This is a genomic window from Neohoeflea coraliihabitans (assembly GCF_019334345.1).
GTDB lineage: Bacteria > Pseudomonadota > Alphaproteobacteria > Rhizobiales > Rhizobiaceae > Pseudohoeflea > Pseudohoeflea coraliihabitans.
The window spans coordinates 565,402-583,329 of record NZ_JAHWQX010000003.1; the positions used below are offsets into that span (position 1 = coordinate 565,402).

Consider the following 17,928-nt stretch of genomic DNA (forward strand, 5'->3'; position numbering starts at 1 on the left):
GCTGTATGCGAGGGGGGTCCGACCGCCAAATGGCGGTCGGAAAGAGTTACGATCACGGCCGTCTAGACGCCGTCATTGTAAGGGCCGAGCTCGCCGCCGAGCAGTTCCGGCGGATATTCGACCTGGTCTCGCGGCGTGACCTCGACCACTTCGAGAAGGTCGAACTGCGAGTCCGGGTTCTCCTTGCCCTTCACGACCAGAACGTCCTTGAAGCACTGGTGGTCGGCGGCGCGATACAGCACCGGTCCGTTGCCGAGCCCGTCGAAGTCGAAGCCTTCCAGAGCCTTTCCGACCTCGGAGGGGCGGAAGGTGCCGGCACGCTGGGCGGCATCGGCGTAAAGCAGGGTCTGGCAGTAGCAGGTATGGGCGGCCTGCGACGGCGGGAAGCCGTATTTCTCGCCGAACGACTTGACGAAAGCCTTGGAGCCCTCGTCCTGCAGCGACCAGTGCCAGTTCGTCGACCCGAAGATGCCCTTGACGGCTTCGCCGGCGCCCTGGGCCATCAGGCGCGAATAGAGCGGCACGACGATGGCAAAGTCCTTGCCGTTGACCTGCTTGTCGCGCAGGCCGAACTGCACGGCCTGGGTCAGCGAGTTGACCATGTCCTTGCCGTAGTGGTTGAGGATGAGCACGTCGGCGCCCGAATTCAGGACCGGCGTCAGATACTGCGAGAAGTCGCCAGCGCCAAGCGGCGTGCGCACGGCATCGACGGTCTCCCAGCCGAGTTCTTCGGAGTATTTCTTGATCGAGCCTTCCTGCGACCAGCCCCAGGTGTAATCGGCGGTGAGGTGGTAGGCCTTGCGGTCGGTGCCGTAGGCGTTCTTCAGCACCGGCGCGAGCGCCGCTCCGGTCATTTCCGTATTGAAGAAGTGGCGGAAGCCGTTGGCGCGCTTGTCCTTGCCGGTGGTGTCGTTGGAGTGGGTGAGACCGGCCATGAAGATGACGCCCGCCTCCTGGCAAAGACCCTGCACGGCGATCGCCACGCCCGACGACGAGCCGCCGGTGATCATCAGGGCGCCGTCGTTCTCGATCATCCGCTTGGCGGATGCGCGGGCGGCGTCGGACTTGGTCTGCGTGTCGCCGGTGACGAAGGCCACCTTCTTGCCGTTGACGCCGTTGCCCTCGAGCGCCTTGGAGGAAAAGGTGTTGAGCATGCCGCCATCACCTTCGCCGTTCAGATGCTCGACCGCGAGCTGGTAGGCGCGCAGTTCGTCCGCTCCCTCGTCGGCATAGGCGCCGGTCTGCGGCACGTTGAAACCGAGGGTGACGGAGTCGCCCTGGGGTGCGTTGCGGTAGTCCATGCTCTGAGCGAATGCGCCCCTTGAAAAGAAATAGGGCGTAGCCAGCGTCGTCACGCCGGCGGCCGCGCCGATCTTGAGAACCTTGCGGCGGCTCGGATTTCGGAAACTCATCACGTTCCTCCCTGGAATAGCGTGTCGGTGCGAAAGCCGGATCGGCCATACGCGACCTTCGGCAAGCCTGCACCCTCGTCCGAGTGGTGGCAATAAGCCTTTGGTTTAAGCCGGCGATTGCAAGCCCGGGTCGAATGCGGCGCGTGATCGGCTCACGGTTGAGGCGCAAACCCAGCAATGGTGCGGGCTGCCGGCGGGCGCTGACAAGAGCGGGGAGGGAGCGGGACGCCGGGTCGGAAAGAAAAACGAGAGAATGGCGAAGAGCGCAGAACTATGATCGGTCTATATTACTGAATTCACGTATGTTTTTTGCGATTTCAAGGCCGTTATCAGCTTTTCGCGGGCCATTCGTTTTTTCACAAGGTCAGACAGTTTTCCTGCCGGAATCCAGTGTTCGGCGTCGCGGATGCCGGAGACGATTCGCTGACCTCAACTGGCCGCCGTCTGTGGCCCGGCGAGCTTCGTGAATTTGAGAAATTGTTGCACCTTTTCCGTCCGGTGCAGGTCGACATGGGTCACGATCCAGATCGGGACTGACCAGTCTTGCGATGGAGCGGAGACCTCCACGAGGTTCGGATCGTCAGCCGCAGCGTACTCGGCAATAAAACCCACGCCAATACCATTGGTGACGGCGGTCTGGACAACATATTGGTCGGTCGTTTTCAAAGTGATATTCTCGGCACCGACATGCGCCGCTGCCCAGCCGGCAAAGGGCAGGCGAGACGGTTGGTCGAGGGAACCGACGTAGCTGTGCTGCCGCAGTTCGTCCAGGACGGGTTGCCCACGCCGCCTGATGTATTCGCTGCTGGCGTAGAGGCCGAAGCGAATACTCCTGAACAGGGTGACAACGTAGTCGGGTGTGTCGGGCTTTGGCCCGGCGCGAAAAGCCACATGCGCCTCGCCATGCTCCAGGCGGGCGAGATCGGCGCTGGCCGCGAATTCGAGCTTGATCTGCGGATAGGCCAGATGAAATTCACGCAGTGCCGGCGCCACAAGCGGGGCGATGCCGGACAACGAAGTGACGATGAGATTGCCGGACAGGGTCGCAGACCGGCCGCGGTTGCGGCCGGCCAGATCGGCAAACATTTCGTCGGCGCGACCAGCGACATCCAGCATTTCCTGCCCGCTCTCGGTCAATGTGTATCCGCGCGCGTGCCGCTGAAAGAGCCGTGTCTGAAACTCCGCCTCCAGGGTGTCGATGTGGCGATTGACGGTGGCGCGATGCACGCCGAGTGCCTCCGCCGCCCCGCTGACGGTGCCGTGGCGGGCGAGCATGAGGGCGGTGCGTAGTTCTGTCCAATACTGCATGGCCAAGGGCTACCACATCCATAATGTCGCATCAACGCGCATATCCTGCGCAATTTATCGTCTGGTGCGCGTTGCCGATTGGTGGGAGAAGGCCCCAACAGGAACACCGAGAGCAAACGTCATGACCTACATTTCCATCGGCCTGCGCGCCCTTTTGACACTCGCCTTCGTCGCTGCCGCTTTAGCCAAGCTGGCTGGCGTCGACATGATGGTGGCAACCTATGAGCAGATCGGTTTGGGCCAGTGGTTCCGGTATGTCACCGCGATCGTTGAACTGGCCGGAGCCGTGCTGCTTTGGCTGCCGGGCCGCCAGGTCGTCGGGGCTGGCCTGCTTGGCGCCACGATGGTCGGCGCCGTACTGGCGCATTGGTTCATCCTTGGCCCGTCCGCCGTCCCCGCCATCATCCTTGGCCTCATCTGTGCCGGTATCCTGTACATCCACCGCGCCCAGATCCCGGCCTATCTGGGCCGCGCCTGATCGCCGAACGCTCAGGCGTTGCCGGTATGGGACCCAATTGGGGACGCACTGTCGGCCCTCCGGTCCAGCCTTCAACAGGCCTTCTTTCCTTTAACTGACCCTATTTGAACCAGAGGACACACAAATGAAGATCCTTGCCTTCGCGGCCAGCAACAGCCGCAATTCCATCAACCGTACCCTGGTGGCCCACGCTGCCGCGCAATTGCAGTCCGACATCCAGCCGGGTGCCGAGATCGAAATTCTGGACCTCAACGATTTCGATATGCCTGTCTACTCGATCGATCGCGAGACCGAGAGCGGCATTCCGGCTCAGGCGCGAGCATTCTTCGACGCGATCGGCGCGGCGGATGCGGTGCTGGTCTCCTTCGCCGAGCATAACGGCACGGTCACCTCCGCCTGGAAGAACATCTTCGACTGGATGAGCCGGATCGACATGAAGGTCTGGCAAGGCAAGCCGGTGGTGTTTCTGGCCGCAACGCCCGGTCCGCGGGCCGGTGCCGGGGTGCTGAGCGGCCAGGAGCAAATCGCGCCGTTCTTTGGCGCTGATCTGCGCGGTGTGCTGGGGGTTGGCATATGGTCCGAGGCCTGGGACGCCGAAAACGGAGTGCTTGCACGGGCGGAGGACGTTGCCGCCCTGGACAAGGTCCTGACCGCACTTGTCGCTGAACCGGACGTCAAGGAAGAAGCGGCCTGAGCACCAGCGTCAACAAGCCACGGAATGTCATTCCGTGGCTTCAGAACGTCCGCCGGAAGCCAAGCGAAATCGTGTGCGAGGACGCGTTCTCCTGGAGCAGGCCATCATAGGACAGCACCGCCGTGGTGGCCGTGTCGCTGCCGGCGATTTCGAGATCAGTGCCGATCCGCAGCATGTGCTCGCCCAGTTCCGCCGTGCGGCCCTCGAATTCGGAGCCAAGCAGGCCGGCGGCGACAGGGTGATCCCGATCACCGGTGAGCCAGGCATAGCCGACATCGAGCGTGGCCCGGGCGAGGTGGTCGCCGATTATCGTGGTCGGCGTCTGGAGACGGATGCCGGGACCGATCTCGAACTGCTGGATGCTCTGCTGCGCCAGGTCCAGGGCAAAGATCCCGGCTCCGGATTCCGAAAAATCCCCGGTTTCCTGCCAGCGCACGGCAGCCGCCAGATAGGGCGCGATCTCGTAGCCGCTGGAGTGAATCGTGTGGCCGAAGCGGCCGGCAAGCTCGCCCGCCCAGCCGGCGGGATTGCTGGTGCCGACAGGCCAGGCCGAGGTTCCGCCGGCGCCGGAAATGTTGGTGCGTTCGATAGTCTGATCGAAATAGGCGAGTTGCCCGAGCGCGCTCGCGAACCAGCCCTGCCGTTGCCACTCTCCGTAGACCAGGACGTGGTAGCCGTCAGCCCCGGCGCTGTCGCCGCGCGGATCGCTCGTCAGCCGCGTATGGGAATAGCCGGCGGCGATGCCGAGACGCTCGCGGTCGGATGCCACGAGGTCGATGCCGAGGAGGGCCGCACCGGTGTCGGCGTCGGCGCCGGGTTGGTCGCTTTCGGCTGACAGGTTGGCGCGGCCATAGGCGGCGCTGGCCCACAGGCCCCGCTGCGGGCCTGGTTGCGCAGGCCCGGCGAGGAGCGGATTGTCGGAGCGCGCCAGCGGCCAGTAGGCGGTGGAAAGACCGCCGGTTCCAGGCAGCGGCGGCGGCCCCAGGCCCGCATTGGGGATTGCCGCGGCGACGTGGCGCAGCGCGGCGAAGCGCGACCATGCGGCGCTGGCGAAGACAGATGCGGTCTGCGCGTCCCTGGTCTCGGCGATGTTGCCGAGATTGAGCAGGCCCCAGCCGAAGACGGGGTCGAGCCCCGGTGCGCCAAGGTCGGTCGCGGTCTGGAACACCAGCTGCGCCAGCTCTGAACCGGCCGCATCGGGAAACATCTCACGCGCAATGGCGAGGGCGCCGGTCACGTGCGGCGCGGCCATCGAGGTTCCGGTCATGTTGCCGTAGCTGCTTGCCGTGATGGTCGAATAGATGTCCGTGCCCGGCGCTGCCAGGCACCACGCGGCCGCAACTCCGCAGGCGCTCGAAGACGCCCGCAGCTCGAGCGTCGGCGTGACGTTGGCGACGGCGATCCAGTTCGATTGCAGCTCCGGGAAATGGTAGGGGAGTCCGCCGAAGAGTTCGGCATTATCGAAGGCTCCGTTTCCTGTGGTGCGTACGATTATGGCGTCCGCCGCAACGGCGCGGCGGGAAGCATCCAAGATCGTCGTCGATACATAGCTCTCCGCCGTGGCCGCGTCGACGGACGTGACATCCAATCTTATCCCCCAGGAATTGTTGAACAGCCGGATGCCGTCGGCGAGGGCGGCGTCATAGCCATCCGCGACCTGCATGCTGCTTATGAAGGGGCCGCTGGATTCGAATATTCTGATGGAAGACAGCAATGCTCCTGGCGCCACACCCTGCATGCCGACGCCGTCCGCATTCGCGCCGATGATGCCGCCCACATGCGTGCCGTGATTACCGTCGTCGATATCGTCGAACTGGAAGCTGTCCGCTCGTCCCAGGAATTCGGGATGGGAGAGCTGGATCGAACTGTCGACGACTCCGATCCGTACGCCGGCGCCGGTGTAACCTCTTGCAAGTGCCTTGTCGGCGCCGATCGCCGCGAGGCCCCAGTTTGCGGTGTATTCGCCGGTGCTGGCCACCTGCGGGGCGGGCGTACCGGTTTCGGGCATGAGAGACTGAGGGTCCTGTGCAAGGACAGGAGCTGCGGCGAGCACAAGCGGCCCGGCAATCAACAAGCTTCGAATTCCCACCGTGATCTCCAACGCAACGCGATCCGGCCCCTCGACAATATCCTAGCAATTTTAGTGGATGCGAATCAAGAACAGCTCCTCCGCCTCCATGAGCCTGCACGGGCGATTGATCGCCCGTCGCCCAACGATGCGGACAGACGAGGCTTAATGAAAGGCGGCCTGAAAGGACGTCGCGGTCAGCGAAACATGCGCGTCCAGCGGCGGGTGCAGCTCGAACGCCTTTGGTTCACGCGCGAAATTCCAGAGCCGAAATAGACACCATTCCGAGCGCCGCTCCTCGGCCACGGCCAGTTCGTTGCGGCTGATGTGGAAGGGAGTGCGCTCCCAACCGTTTGTCGTCTTGACCTCGATCAGCCGCGAACGGCCGTCCGGTGCGAAGCTGGCGATGTCGTAGCCGGCCCCATCGCCATCCTCTTCGGACACCCACCGCACCTCTCGCGCCAGGTCGTCGCGACCCGCTGATCTGAGCGCTGCACGTTCGTGCGTCAGGACTCGCTCTTCTCCAGCTCGGCCGAGGATACGGTTGCGCTCGTCTCTCGCAGCGACATCGTACTTGGAGGCAATGTGCAACATCTGCTCCAGGTCCTTCGGCGGTGGCTTGTTTAACAGGGTGGGCGGTGGCCCGACCCAAATCGGTGCGGACTCGGACAAGCCAGGCGGCGCAAGTTCGGCAGAATGGCGTTCGAACCAGAGGGGGTTGAAAAAAAGCCATCGCGCCACCGCATCCACCAGCGTCATCTGGAAATTGAAGGCGGGCTTGTAGCCCGGAATCCACGCCTCGCCGAGCCCCTTGAGAACGGCGCTGATGTTCTGGTGTTTGAACTCGACAGATCCCTCCGACCGGCCGTTCAACAGCGGTAGAATCGCCCGTCGATGCTCGGCCTTGCTGTAGCGGCGCCCGGCGATGTCATCAGCAAGCATCGCGAAGTAATCCGCGACGATCAGGTCATTTTCTTCATCGGTCCAGGGCCCGTTCGACATGCCGCCAGGCTAGGGGTGGAAGGCGCGTTTGTCATCACAGACGTTGCGTGACAGGCCGTGTCGCGCTCGCTCGGAACCTTGGCCGAGTGCTCCCGGGCGAGCTGGGCAAGCTCCTCGACGTGGCGGTGGTGCCCATGGAGGCCTTATTCCACTTCGCGATTTGCACTCATCTCAGATCAGTCGACGGCGCGAATACCGGGTGTGGTGGCGGGTGGCATGTCCGCCGCAACCGAAGGGGTTGCCCGCGCGTTTGAGCTGCATCGCGACACGGAGGATTTTTCGACATGGCAAGGGATACTGGGCACACGGCCTCGGAAGAGGAGCGACTGCGCGGCGACATCGATTCCGGTCAGACCGGCGAGAAGGTGGCGGCGATCGATCCGGCGGCGGCCCCGCTTGGCGCCGACGCGGAAGCCGGAGGCGTGCGAACCGACCAGGCGGCGGTGGCGCGCGATCGGCTGGAGCAGGAGACCGGTCGCGAGACGGCTGGTGTGGGCGCGACCGCAGTATCCGCCGAGCCGAAACACGGCCCGCGCTTCGGCACGGCGCTGATCGTGCTTGCCGCCGTGCTGGTCCTCGCCGCATTGTGGGTACTGCTGGTCTAGGGGCGAGCGGCCTTGGGCGTGCGGCCCTGGGGGCGTGAGATCGGATTAACGCGCCTTGCGAGGGAACCGCAGCGTCAAGGCGACAGCTGCAGCTGCGCCGGCATGATTTGACCGCATGGCAAGCCGGCTGGCATCAGCGAATGGCCTCATAGGCCTCCGTGAAACCCGAAAGGGAGAATTTCAATTCGATCGGCTGGCGCGCGGAACTCTCGAATTTCAGAGTGGCTTCCATCCCCTTGATCAGCGCGGCGAGCAAGGGGGCAGGCACCGGTTGTCCGGCATAGCATCCACCCGCATCACAGGTCTGATATTCGAGCTGAACCGGTTCATCCATTCCATCGACCCGCAAGGTCAGGCCCGCCGGGATCGACATCCCCAGGGGAACGTGCAGCAGCATCACCGGGTTCTGTCCCGCGCCGTGCTGGGTGATCACCATGCGCGCCAGGAACTGCCCGCTTCCTTCCAGCACGATCTTCTGTTCCATCGCGCATTGCGGCTCCTTCGCACGCGAAGGGCTGCTGCACTGGACGGCCCAGCCCGGGGCCGGTTGCGTCTCGGATTGCTGGGCGGCCACCGGTGCGGCGGTGAGAAACAGGAGAAGGGCGATCGGTCGCGCGCAGGAACGGGCCAGGAAGTATCGCATGGGGAGGGTCGCTTTCAAGAGGAGTGCAGCCTGCCGTCAGAATGGCAGCCCAAGTTTGAAGTTGCCACCATAGCTCCGGGTGTTTTCGCCAAGTTGGAACTCGCCGACGGCCCGCAGCGAGACGCCGCTGTCGGCCACAAGGTCCATGCCGAGCCGTGCGTCGGCGAACACCGAGTCGATCTCGCCTTCGGTGGTAAAGGGAGCCGCTGCTGCGGGGGCGTCGCGGAACGTGGCGGAGACGCGGGGCGCGGTTCCCGCCGGAAAGGCAAGGACGCCGACGGAGGCGAAGGGCCGGATGACCATCTGCCCGGAAGCCTGGACCTCGGTCCCGACCTCGACGGCCGCCTCGACGGTGGCGAAGGTGTCATGGCCGCCATTGACATCAAGCGCGATCGGGCCGCCGGTTTCCGAAAAGCCGTGGCTGCGGACGTGGGTCAGACCGATGTCGCCATAGGGCCGGATATAGCTGTTGCCGCTGGCGATCGTGTGGGAGATGCGGGCATGGCCGGCAACGTAATCCACCTGCTGTTCGCCACTGAGCGCGTAGCTCGGTCCGGCGGGCAGGGCGACGAGGCGACCCATTGCGAAGCGGCTTGTTCCCGCAGTCAGCGACGCTGCCACGGTGGTGCCATCGCGCACCGCCTTGATGACACCGCCGAGCTGCCAATGCTCACCGCTGCCGCCGGCATTCTCGCCGACATCGAAATGGGAACTGGCATAGGACAAGCCGAGACCGACCCGGAAGGTTTCGTTGAGCGCCGTCTGGGCGCCCATGGAAAGGCTCGCCCAACTGCTCTCATAGGCGAGGTTTCCGGCGGTGGCGTCACGCTCGGCCTTTCCCCCGAAGCCCGAGGCCCATGCGCATTCACCCTCGGCGTTGAAGCGGTCGGTGCCGCCGTAGACGCGGCAGCTCATCAGCGAATCCTGGAACTGCATGGATCCGGTGATCGCTGCGATCTGATTGACGGCATAGGGTTCGGGCGTCAACTGGTTGAGCGTGGTCGAGTAGGTCTCGAGGTCTGGCAGGTTGAACAGCGCTTCGACGACCGGCTCCAGGGTCACCGCGCCGCCTGCGAGCTGGACCTGGTTGATGTATTCGCCGATCGCGCTCTGATTTGCGTTCATGCCGTCCGGCGAGAAGTCGATGGCATAGTCCAGCGACAGATCCGTCGCCACGCTGGTGTCGAGTGCGTAAGTGGCCACGGCGCTGGCCGGCGCCGTCAACGTCAGCCCGCCGGCACTGACGCTGGTCGATGAGCGCGCCAGCAAGGCCTTGTGCTCGCCGGGCAGGGCATTGCCGATGTTGAGCAGCGTCAGGTCGACGCCGCCATCGAAGGTCATCAGCGAATCCCCGAGCAGAGCATCAGCCTCATTGGGGGCGTAGGGCACGGCCGGTGTCAGCGTGGTCAGCGCGAGATCCATATCGACGCCGTAGGTGCCGGTGGCCGTCTGGGTGAAGCCACCGGTGACCGTGCTGGTCATCACGCGGCGGGATCCGCCGGGGTTGAGCAGGCCGGCATTGCTGAGCGTGTTTCCACCCCCGACACTTGCAAAGCGTCCGGCATTGAATACACCGCCGACATTGTTGACAAAGCTGTTGCTGCCGGCACCAAGATCGAACGAGCCGGTCACCGTGCCGAAATTCTGCACGTTTTCGTCACCACCGGTGTGGGTCGCATCGCTGCCCTGGGCCAGAATCGCGTAGCCATTATCCACACCATCGATGGTCGAGATCGTACCGTGATTGGTGATCGTGTTGGTCTTGCCGTCCATGACCCAGACACCCACCCCGACATAGCCGTCGGTGGAGTTGAGCCGCTGGCTGCGTCCCCCCATGATCATCGATTCCGATCCCGAAATGGTGACGGTGACATTGCCGTTGCCCGTGTTGGAGCCGGCCACACTTTGCGCGAAGATCGCCGCCGAGCCGAGACCGCGCAGCGGCGCATCCGTCGTGCCGTCCTCGTCAGGAACGAGCAACTGCCCGGTCAGCACGGACCCGTCGATGGCAATGTTGACATTGCCGGCGGTGCCCGCATGGCCGCCGCCTGCCGCGCCCGCTGCGCTCTGGGCAAAAATGCCGGTGGCACTGTTTCCAGCCGTCATGATGGTTCCCGTCAGGTCCACATCCACCTGGCCGGCATTGCCGACATCGCCCTTGCTGCCGATCTGAAAGCTCAGAATGCTGACGCCGCCGATCTCGTTGCCCAGTTCGCCCAGCATGCCGCCGCCGCCACCGACGCTCTGCGCGAAGATCGCAGCAGCGCTGTTGCCGTGGGTCTTGATGATTCCGTCAACGTCGACATCGACCTGTCCGCCATCGCCGCCACCGCCCGCACCACGTCCGAAAGCGAGACCGACGCCGGCATTCAGGCTCGGCAGATCGAGAGGTCCGACCTTCATTTCGCTGGCGAACATCCGATCGACATTGCCGGCAATGCCGCCACCGCCGCCGACCGATTGGGCCGAGATGCCGTAGGATGAGACCCCGAAGGTTTCGATGGTCGCGCCGCCGCTCTGGTTGACCGTGACCCGCTTGCCGTCACCGCCGCCGCTGCCTTCGCCGCCGAGGCCCAGCAGTCCGGTGGCGCCGACGATGGCCTTGCCGCCGACACCGCCACCGCCGCCAACCGACTGGGCAAAGATGGCGTTCGAATTGGACCCGTGCGTGGTGATGTTCTTGTCGTTGTTGACCTCGACAATGCCGCCATCGCCGGTTGCTCCGCTCGATCCTCCGACAGCGATCTGAACATTTTTGTAGATCGGTACGGATGATTCCAGTCCGAACCCCTTCTCGAGCACTTTCTGAACCACCAGGGTGCCACCGGGCAGGGGGAACAGCCCGGCCGGGCCCATGGCCCCGTTGCCGCCGTGGCCGCCGCCGGCGCCGATGCTCTGCGCATTGATGCCGTCGGCCAGTTCGCCGTGCGTTTCAATGGTGCCGTGGTTGTTGATCGTGACATCACCGCCGTCGCTGCCGGAGCCGCCATCGCCGCCGACGCTGACAGACAGGCTCATATTGTTCTTGTTGGTGGTCTTGTCCTCGCCATCCACCAGCGGTTTTGACAGGACCATCTGCATGGTATTGGCGCGGCCGCCAATGCCGCCGCCGCCGCCGACGCTCTGGGCGTAGACGCCGTAGCCGCTGGCGCCTTCGGTCACGATCGCGCCATTGTTGTCGACCGTCACCGCGCCGCCGTGATTGCCGCTGCCGCCGCTGCCGCCGATCGCCACGGTGGCGACGAGCGAGCGCGAGGAGGCATTGGTGGAATCGGTGAGCATGCCGATGGCGCTGACCGCACCGCCACCATCACCGCCGCCGCCGCCGACCGACTGGGCGAATATGCCGGTGGCGGCCAGTCCCTTCACTGTCACCGTTCCGTTGTTGATGACGTGAACCAGATTGCCGTAGCCGCCGGTACCGCCGCTGCCGCCGACGCTGGCGCCGACATTGAGGGTTTTCGAGGCCTGGTCGGCGCTGCCGCTGGAGACCCCGAGCTGCGCCGTGACCGCCATGCCGCCATTGCCGCCACCGCCACCGATGCTCTGGGCCTTGATGCCGTGCGAGCCCATGCCGTTGGTGAGAATTGAAGACAGCGCCCGGTTCGAGACGTGGACCTCGCCGCCGTAATTTCCGTTGCCGGCGCCGCCACCGATCGCCACGCCAATGGTGGCGCCGAGTTTTGATGTTCCGGTCATCTGCGCGGCGATCGAAAGACCGCCATTGCCACCGGAACCGCCGATGCTCTGCCCGAGAATGCCGATGGAATCCGAGCCCCAGGTGGTGATCGCACCGAAATTGTCGACCCGGACGGTGTTCGCGATGCTGCCGCTACCGCCAGCTCCGCCGACCGAGACGCCGACTTGACCGGCCGATTCCGAGAAGGCCAGCGTCCCCGAGACCGCCATGCCGCCATTGCCGCCGCCACCGCCGACCGACTGGGCCATGACCCCGTGGGCCGTGTGTCCGTAGGTGGTGATCGCCTGGCGTGTCGTGACATTGACCTCGTTGCCGGTGCCACCGGCGCCCCCGGCGCCGCCGATCGCCACCGCGACATTGACCGATTTCTCGGCGCTGAAGCCGAACGCGCCGGACATGGCGAAACCGCCGTCGCCGCCGCCACCGCCGACCGACTGGGCATGGATGCCATTGGCGCCGTCAGCATGGGTGATGATCGATTTCAGCGCATCATCGGCATTCACGGTGACCACGCCGCCATTGCCGCCGCCACTGCCGCGGCCACCGACGCCGATGCCGACCGCCGCACCACTGCCCACCGTCATCGCCACGCTGCCGGCAAAGCCGCCATTGCCGCCGCCGCCGCCGACCGACTGGGCAAAGATGGCGTGTGATCCGAGGCCGAAGGTTTCAATGTCGCCATGATTGTTGACGGTGACGGTGTTGCCGTTGCTGGCGCCGCCGCCGGCGCCGCCAACCGAAATCGCGAAGGCTCCGGCGGGCACATCGGGAATGGAAACGCCGACCGCGCCAGCGATCGCGAAGCCGCCATTGCCGCCACCGCCGCCGACCGACTGAGCGAAGATCCCGTAGGCCCGGCTGCCGAAATGCTCGGTGACATCCTCGCCGCCAACCTGGGTGACCGTCTGGTAGCCGGTGGTGATCGCGCCGAAATTGTCGACCGTGACCACGCCGCCATTGCTGCCGCCACCGCCGGAACCGCCGACCGCCACCGAGATGCCGACGACACCGCCGGTACCGGAGAGCGCGGCGCCGCCATTGCCGCCGCCGCCACCGACGCTTTGCGCAAAGATGCCCGAGGCTGTATCGCCGCGCGTCGTGATCGTGTTGCGATTGGTGACACCGACCGTACCCCCAGTCGCCCCGCCACCGCCGGCTCCGCCGAGCGACACACCGACGGCACCGCTGCCGGCCGAAACCGTTCCGGCCACGCCGCCGTTGCCGCCGCCGCCGCCGACCGACTGAGCGAAGATCCCGATCGCACCCTGACCTTCGGTGCTGATCCCGGCATCGGTGACGTCACCGGCTGCCGCATTGACCGTGACCGACTTGCCGGCGCCGCCCACCCCGGCCGCCCCGCCGAGTGCCACCGAGCCGGAAAAGCCGCCGAGCGACGCAGCGACGCTGAACCCGCCATTGCCGCCGCCACCGCCAACACTTTGCGCCATGATGCCGTGCGAGAGCTTGCCCTGGGTTGCAATGCGGCCGACCGAATCGACATTGACCGTGTTGCTGGCGCCGCCCGCGCCGCCCTTGCCGCCGATTGCCAGGGACAGGTTGTAGCCGCCGCCGGCCGCCACGCCGACGCTGCCGCCACCATTGCCGCCGCCCCCGCCAACCGACTGGGCAAAAAGCCCGATCGACTGATCGCCGGCCGTGGTGATGACGCCCTTCTCATTGACGGTGACCGCACCGCTGGCGCCGCCGGGTCCGCCCTTGCCGCCGAGCGCGATGCTGGCCGAGATCCCGCCCACCGGCGCGGTGCCGGAATAGGCATAGCCGCCATTGCCGCCGCCGCCACCGACCGACTGCGCCTGGATGCCGTGCGACCGGTCGCCGGTCGTGCTGATCGTCGCGGCGTCAAGACCATTGGCGTCGGGTGCGCCATCAAGCGGATTATAGGTGACGGTGGAGCCTGCGCCACCTATGGCGCCATTGCCGCCGATGGCCAGCGAGACACCGGCGCCGACTGCCGTTGCGCCGCCGCCATTGCCGCCGCCGCCGCCCACACTCTGCAGGAAGACCCCGACAGCGTCGTCGCCAGCGCCGCCGACCGCGCCACCGGTGGAGACCGAGCCGCTGTTGAACACCGTCACGACACCGCCATTGCCGCCTGATGCACCATTGCCGCCGACTGCGAACACGCCGCCGCTGCTGCCGCCGTCGCCCCCGCCGCCGCCGACCGACTGGACGAAGATGCCGGTCGATCCGGAATTGGTGGTTGTCACGCTTCCGGAATTGACGACCGTGACGGTTCCGCCGAGCGAAGCGCCACCACCTTCGCCGCCATCCGCGCCGATGCCGAAGGCATCACTGCCGTCGCCGGCAGCACCGCCGACGCTGGAGGCGTTGACGCCATAGGCGGCCTGGCCGGTGGTGCTGATCGACCCATGGTTCTCGACCCGCACATTGCCGCCATTGCCGCCGCGCCCACCTTCGTCGCCACCGGCATAGGCGCCATAGGGCTCACCGCCGCCGCCACCGATCCCGCCATGGCTGATGGCATAGACCCCGTGGCCATATTTTCCCGAAGTCCTGATATCCGACTGCGTTCCGAGAATGACCTGGACCTGTCCGCCACGGCCGCCATTGCCGCCAGCGCCCGCATCGGAGGCAAAAACGCCGAAGGAGCCGCCGCCATTGCCGCCGCGCCCGCCCTTACTGATGGCTGCGACACCGTACCGGCTCTGGGAATTGACCGTGATGGCGCCGTTGGAGTTGACCACCACCGAGCCCGCATGTCCGCCCCTGTCACCATCGTCGCACCAGGTATACACCAGCACGGACGAGCAACCGCCGCTGCCTCCGTTGCCGCCGTTCGACCTGACGAGAATGCCCACGGCGTCGATTGTGGTGATTGCGCCGGTGGAGCCGGGGAAGGGGGAGGGGTTGTTGACCGTCAGGCTGCCGGAAACGGTGCCGCCCGAACTCGACGAAGTGGAGGCGAGGTGCTGCGCCAGTTGCGTGCCGTTGTAGGGCGTGCCGTTGATGGAGAACGAATTGGTCCCGGTGACGATGATGTGATACCCACCCGACAGCACAGGCTGACCGGCGCTGTTTGCCACCACCCAGGTATCGGGCGTGTTGTCGTCGTCGGGAACAAGGTCGAGATGGACCTGGTTGGTGAAGCTGGTGCTGGTCGCCGATGAGCCGTTGGCGCCGTTTTCATACAGATGGATGCCGATGACACCCCACTGCACATTGGTCGAATCGCCGGCAAAATCGGTGATGTTGATGGTCTTGACCCCGGACCCGTAGCGGATACCGTCCGCAGGCACATCGGGGCAGTTGGCGACCGAACCGCTGACGCTGCAGCCCGAATTGGCGGCCCGAGCTGCCGGAACATCCTGGAATGGCAAGAGGTAGAGGAGGGTGGCGACGAGCGCCGCGAAGGCGCGCTTGAAATACCGGCAAGAGGGGGCAAGCCGTTTGTGGAACGGGATTGTCCGGCCACTCGCGTCAATGAGCCGTTCCCCCGCGTCAATGACTTCTTCCCCCGCGTCAATGACTTCTTCACCCGCGTCAAGGACTTCTTCGCCCGCGTCAATGACGGCGTTGGTTAAACCCTTCGGATGCGGCACGTCGTCCCCCCAAGCTCACCACGGCCCCCCTCGTCGATGACTTACATTAATGGTTAATCATACATGTATATATCTTGCGCTCAATGACAATTTTCCATCGCCCTCCGTCCCTGCAGGATGGGGTGGAGCTTTGGCTTGCACCAGATTGGGGATGAATCGCCCCAGTGACTTTCGCGAAAAAGCAGCAGGGACTCGCCTCGGGAAATGCGGAATTTTTGCCAAGGGTCGAGAAAGGGCTGCCGGCCGCTGCGCTCATTGTTTGCGCGAGGCAAGACCTCTCAACAGTTCAAGTGTTTTATCTGAGGGTTGGTGCCGTCGGCTTCGCAAGCCGAAAGGTCGCCCGAAGGCTGGCTCCGTGAAGCCGGGAAGGCGCTCGAAAATGGCCGAAGAAACCGAGAGGACCTTGCAATGAACCGCGGTGCAAAGAATGCCAGACTGAGAGGACGCAATACGTGCGAGGTGGAGTGCGCTGATGTTTTCGCTGAGGTCACCGAGGCGCGGTCCCGCAAGCTCGACGATGACTTCGTTTGCCGTACAATTTTGCTTCGCAAAAGAGCGGGGAGGGCATGGACCGAGTTCTCGCTGCCACCTAGCGGATTGCCATTCAGGTAGCGGCTCAAGCCGAGCCTTCCGTTTTTCGAGGGGTCACCCGGTCAGTCTCCGGCGGTCAGTTTTTGTCGGATTCCACCCTCGGAAGGTTGCTTCATCGATGCGCCTTCCGTTCCCGCGCTAAATGCCACCGGGTCCTTACTTTCCGGTCGAGGGTTAGGAGATTGCCCCAGATGCTGCGTGTAAGCCGACGGTTCTTCAACCGTTTGCGGTCGCTTTCGATCAGGCTGCCGCCCAGTTGATCGCTAATTTCTATCACCGGATTTCCCGGCAACGACCACACATTGAGCCCGAGTTCCCAAAAATACTTAATGTCCTCGTCGATCTGGCGAAATACCTTTGAGCGTGCCAGCAGCTTCTCGGCACCCTGTCGTGAAACCATGTAGGCTACCATGCCGGCAGTCGGCGAACGCCATTTTACCAGCTCAAGTTCACCAACACGACGATTAGCTGCCACGCGGTTTTTCGTTCGTTTCTCGTAATCGAATAATTTGACGATATCTCGGCCTTCGCCAAGTAGTGCCTGCCAATTGCTTAGGGCGGCAGTGACCTTTTCTGGATCCTTCAGGCCGAAATCGTCCTCGACCACGAACGCCGCGCCATGTCCATTTGCAAGCAGGCGCTGCCAGGCAAGCCTGTGGCTGCCATAGGCGCTGATCTCACTGCGTGAAAGTGGGCGCTTCGCGCGCCAGCGGTTGGCGACTTCGTCATAAAGCTGATCAATGACCGGATCGTCGTCAACCAAGCCATCGACAACCTCCGTAACCATTTCGAGGCCCAGCGTCTCGAGCTGCGCGGTAGCCGACAATCTTCTTCTTTCCGGCGACTTGCGGCACGTAATGACCTGCATGACGAGTGGCATCGAATTGCAGTCAATGACTTCCGCTACCCCGCGACAGTTCCTGTTCTCCATCGATTTGTCCCCGGAAACGGTTAGCTCGGTGAGTAATGGCATTCGAAATCATCATCGGACACCAGGTCCTCAAGCGATGATCCGAGCGGCTACCGCCAGTTACCCTGATTGTTTGTGGCACGCGCGCACGCGAAAAAGCAGCATTGCACAATCGCTGCAAGATGCTCCTATGACAATTTCTTGGATGCGCGCTTGATGAGCCATCGTCTAAAACGGCCTTCCTTTTTTCTTTCGGTGATGTCGCCAACGGTGTTCAGGCCCTGCAAAACGACCGCTCGGCGATGGTTTTCCGTCGAAGATGTTTCGGGGGTGTGAGGGGGGTGGTCCACGATCCGTGGAATTGTCGCGCGGGCGTTGAGTTTGGTAATGTCACACGGCCAATCGGCGGGGCGGCTGATCGGCAACGAATGCTTGATCAGGTACCTGGCACCAGATGCTGAGATAGAATAGCCGGTGGTCAGACAAGGCACGAGGGAAAGCCTACCCGCGCAAATATTCTCTGTCAGTCGCTTTTGCGAAAACCGCCAAATCCTGCAGAACCAGTGGTCGAGAACGATCAGATCAGCCATTGCGTACGCGCCTTGGGTCAAAAACTCGGCGAAGAGGGGGGACAGAATCGCATCGTCCTCCAAGATGATAGCCCCGGGAAGCCCTTCATTTTCTATGCGCTTGTACAATTGGTGATGTGAAATTGCGCAGGCATATTCAGCTCCCGCCATATCGCGGCCGAGATTTACGCGTGTCATATCGCGATCGACCAGTGCTTCATATTGTTCAGGAAGCCCATTCCGTCCGTCAATGGCCGAAACGATCTCAAAGTCGAGATTGAGCAATCCGAGCTGAGAGGCGATCGCGTTCCGGCGCGCCTTTGCATCATCCAACGATAGGACAAATATACGCCAAGTCATCTTTTGC

General features: G+C 64.0%; 11 protein-coding genes. 3 read left to right on the plus strand and 8 right to left on the minus strand.

The window, feature by feature from the left end:
• Positions 1-62: 62 nt before the first annotated feature.
• Both KY465_RS13780 and KY465_RS13785 read right to left on the minus strand, forming a co-directional pair.
• Entirely contained in the window at positions 63-1,412 is a 1,350-nt protein-coding gene (locus tag KY465_RS13780; RefSeq protein ID WP_219202306.1) for a substrate-binding protein, read from the minus strand.
• A gap of 429 nt (positions 1,413-1,841) precedes the next feature.
• Positions 1,842-2,720, minus strand: a complete 879-nt coding sequence (locus tag KY465_RS13785) for a LysR family transcriptional regulator (protein WP_219202307.1) — start codon at positions 2,718-2,720, stop codon at positions 1,842-1,844.
• A gap of 121 nt (positions 2,721-2,841) precedes the next feature.
• On the opposite strand from KY465_RS13785, the gene KY465_RS13790 reads away from it, so the two are divergent.
• Positions 2,842-3,198 (plus strand): DoxX family protein, encoded by a 357-nt coding sequence (locus tag KY465_RS13790; protein WP_219202308.1) that lies wholly within the window; start codon positions 2,842-2,844, stop codon positions 3,196-3,198.
• Between the two features lie 124 nt (positions 3,199-3,322).
• Positions 3,323-3,892 (plus strand): NADPH-dependent FMN reductase, encoded by a 570-nt coding sequence (locus KY465_RS13795; protein ID WP_219202310.1) that lies wholly within the window; start codon positions 3,323-3,325, stop codon positions 3,890-3,892.
• A gap of 40 nt (positions 3,893-3,932) precedes the next feature.
• Here the strand turns inward: KY465_RS13795 and KY465_RS13800 are convergent, their stop codons facing one another.
• Positions 3,933-5,900: a S8 family peptidase gene (locus KY465_RS13800; RefSeq protein WP_219202312.1), complete on the minus strand. Its 1,968-nt coding sequence runs from the start codon at positions 5,898-5,900 to the stop codon at positions 3,933-3,935.
• Between the two features lie 225 nt (positions 5,901-6,125).
• Positions 6,126-6,962 (minus strand): protein NO VEIN domain-containing protein, encoded by an 837-nt coding sequence (locus KY465_RS13805; protein WP_219202314.1) that lies wholly within the window; start codon positions 6,960-6,962, stop codon positions 6,126-6,128.
• Positions 6,963-7,246: 284 nt separating this feature from the next.
• On the opposite strand from KY465_RS13805, the gene KY465_RS13810 reads away from it, so the two are divergent.
• Positions 7,247-7,567 carry a hypothetical protein gene (locus tag KY465_RS13810; RefSeq protein ID WP_219202317.1) on the plus strand — a complete coding sequence of 107 codons (321 nt, stop codon included), beginning with the start codon at positions 7,247-7,249 and terminating at the stop codon, positions 7,565-7,567.
• Between the two features lie 133 nt (positions 7,568-7,700).
• Here the strand turns inward: KY465_RS13810 and KY465_RS13815 are convergent, their stop codons facing one another.
• From KY465_RS13815 to KY465_RS13830, 4 genes are all read right to left on the minus strand, one after another.
• Positions 7,701-8,210, minus strand: a complete 510-nt coding sequence (locus tag KY465_RS13815) for an invasion associated locus B family protein (protein ID WP_219202318.1) — start codon at positions 8,208-8,210, stop codon at positions 7,701-7,703.
• A gap of 36 nt (positions 8,211-8,246) precedes the next feature.
• A complete protein-coding gene (locus KY465_RS13820; RefSeq protein ID WP_219202320.1) occupies positions 8,247-15,491 on the minus strand; it encodes an autotransporter outer membrane beta-barrel domain-containing protein in 7,245 nt (2,414 codons plus the stop codon).
• A 703-nt stretch (positions 15,492-16,194) separates the two neighbouring features.
• Complete coding sequence (locus KY465_RS13825; protein ID WP_219202322.1) at positions 16,195-17,055, minus strand: glycosyltransferase family 25 protein; 861 nt, start codon at positions 17,053-17,055, stop codon at positions 16,195-16,197.
• A 125-nt stretch (positions 17,056-17,180) separates the two neighbouring features.
• Positions 17,181-17,921: a glycosyltransferase family 25 protein gene (locus tag KY465_RS13830; RefSeq protein WP_219202324.1), complete on the minus strand. Its 741-nt coding sequence runs from the start codon at positions 17,919-17,921 to the stop codon at positions 17,181-17,183.
• Between the last annotated feature and the right edge of the window lie 7 nt (positions 17,922-17,928).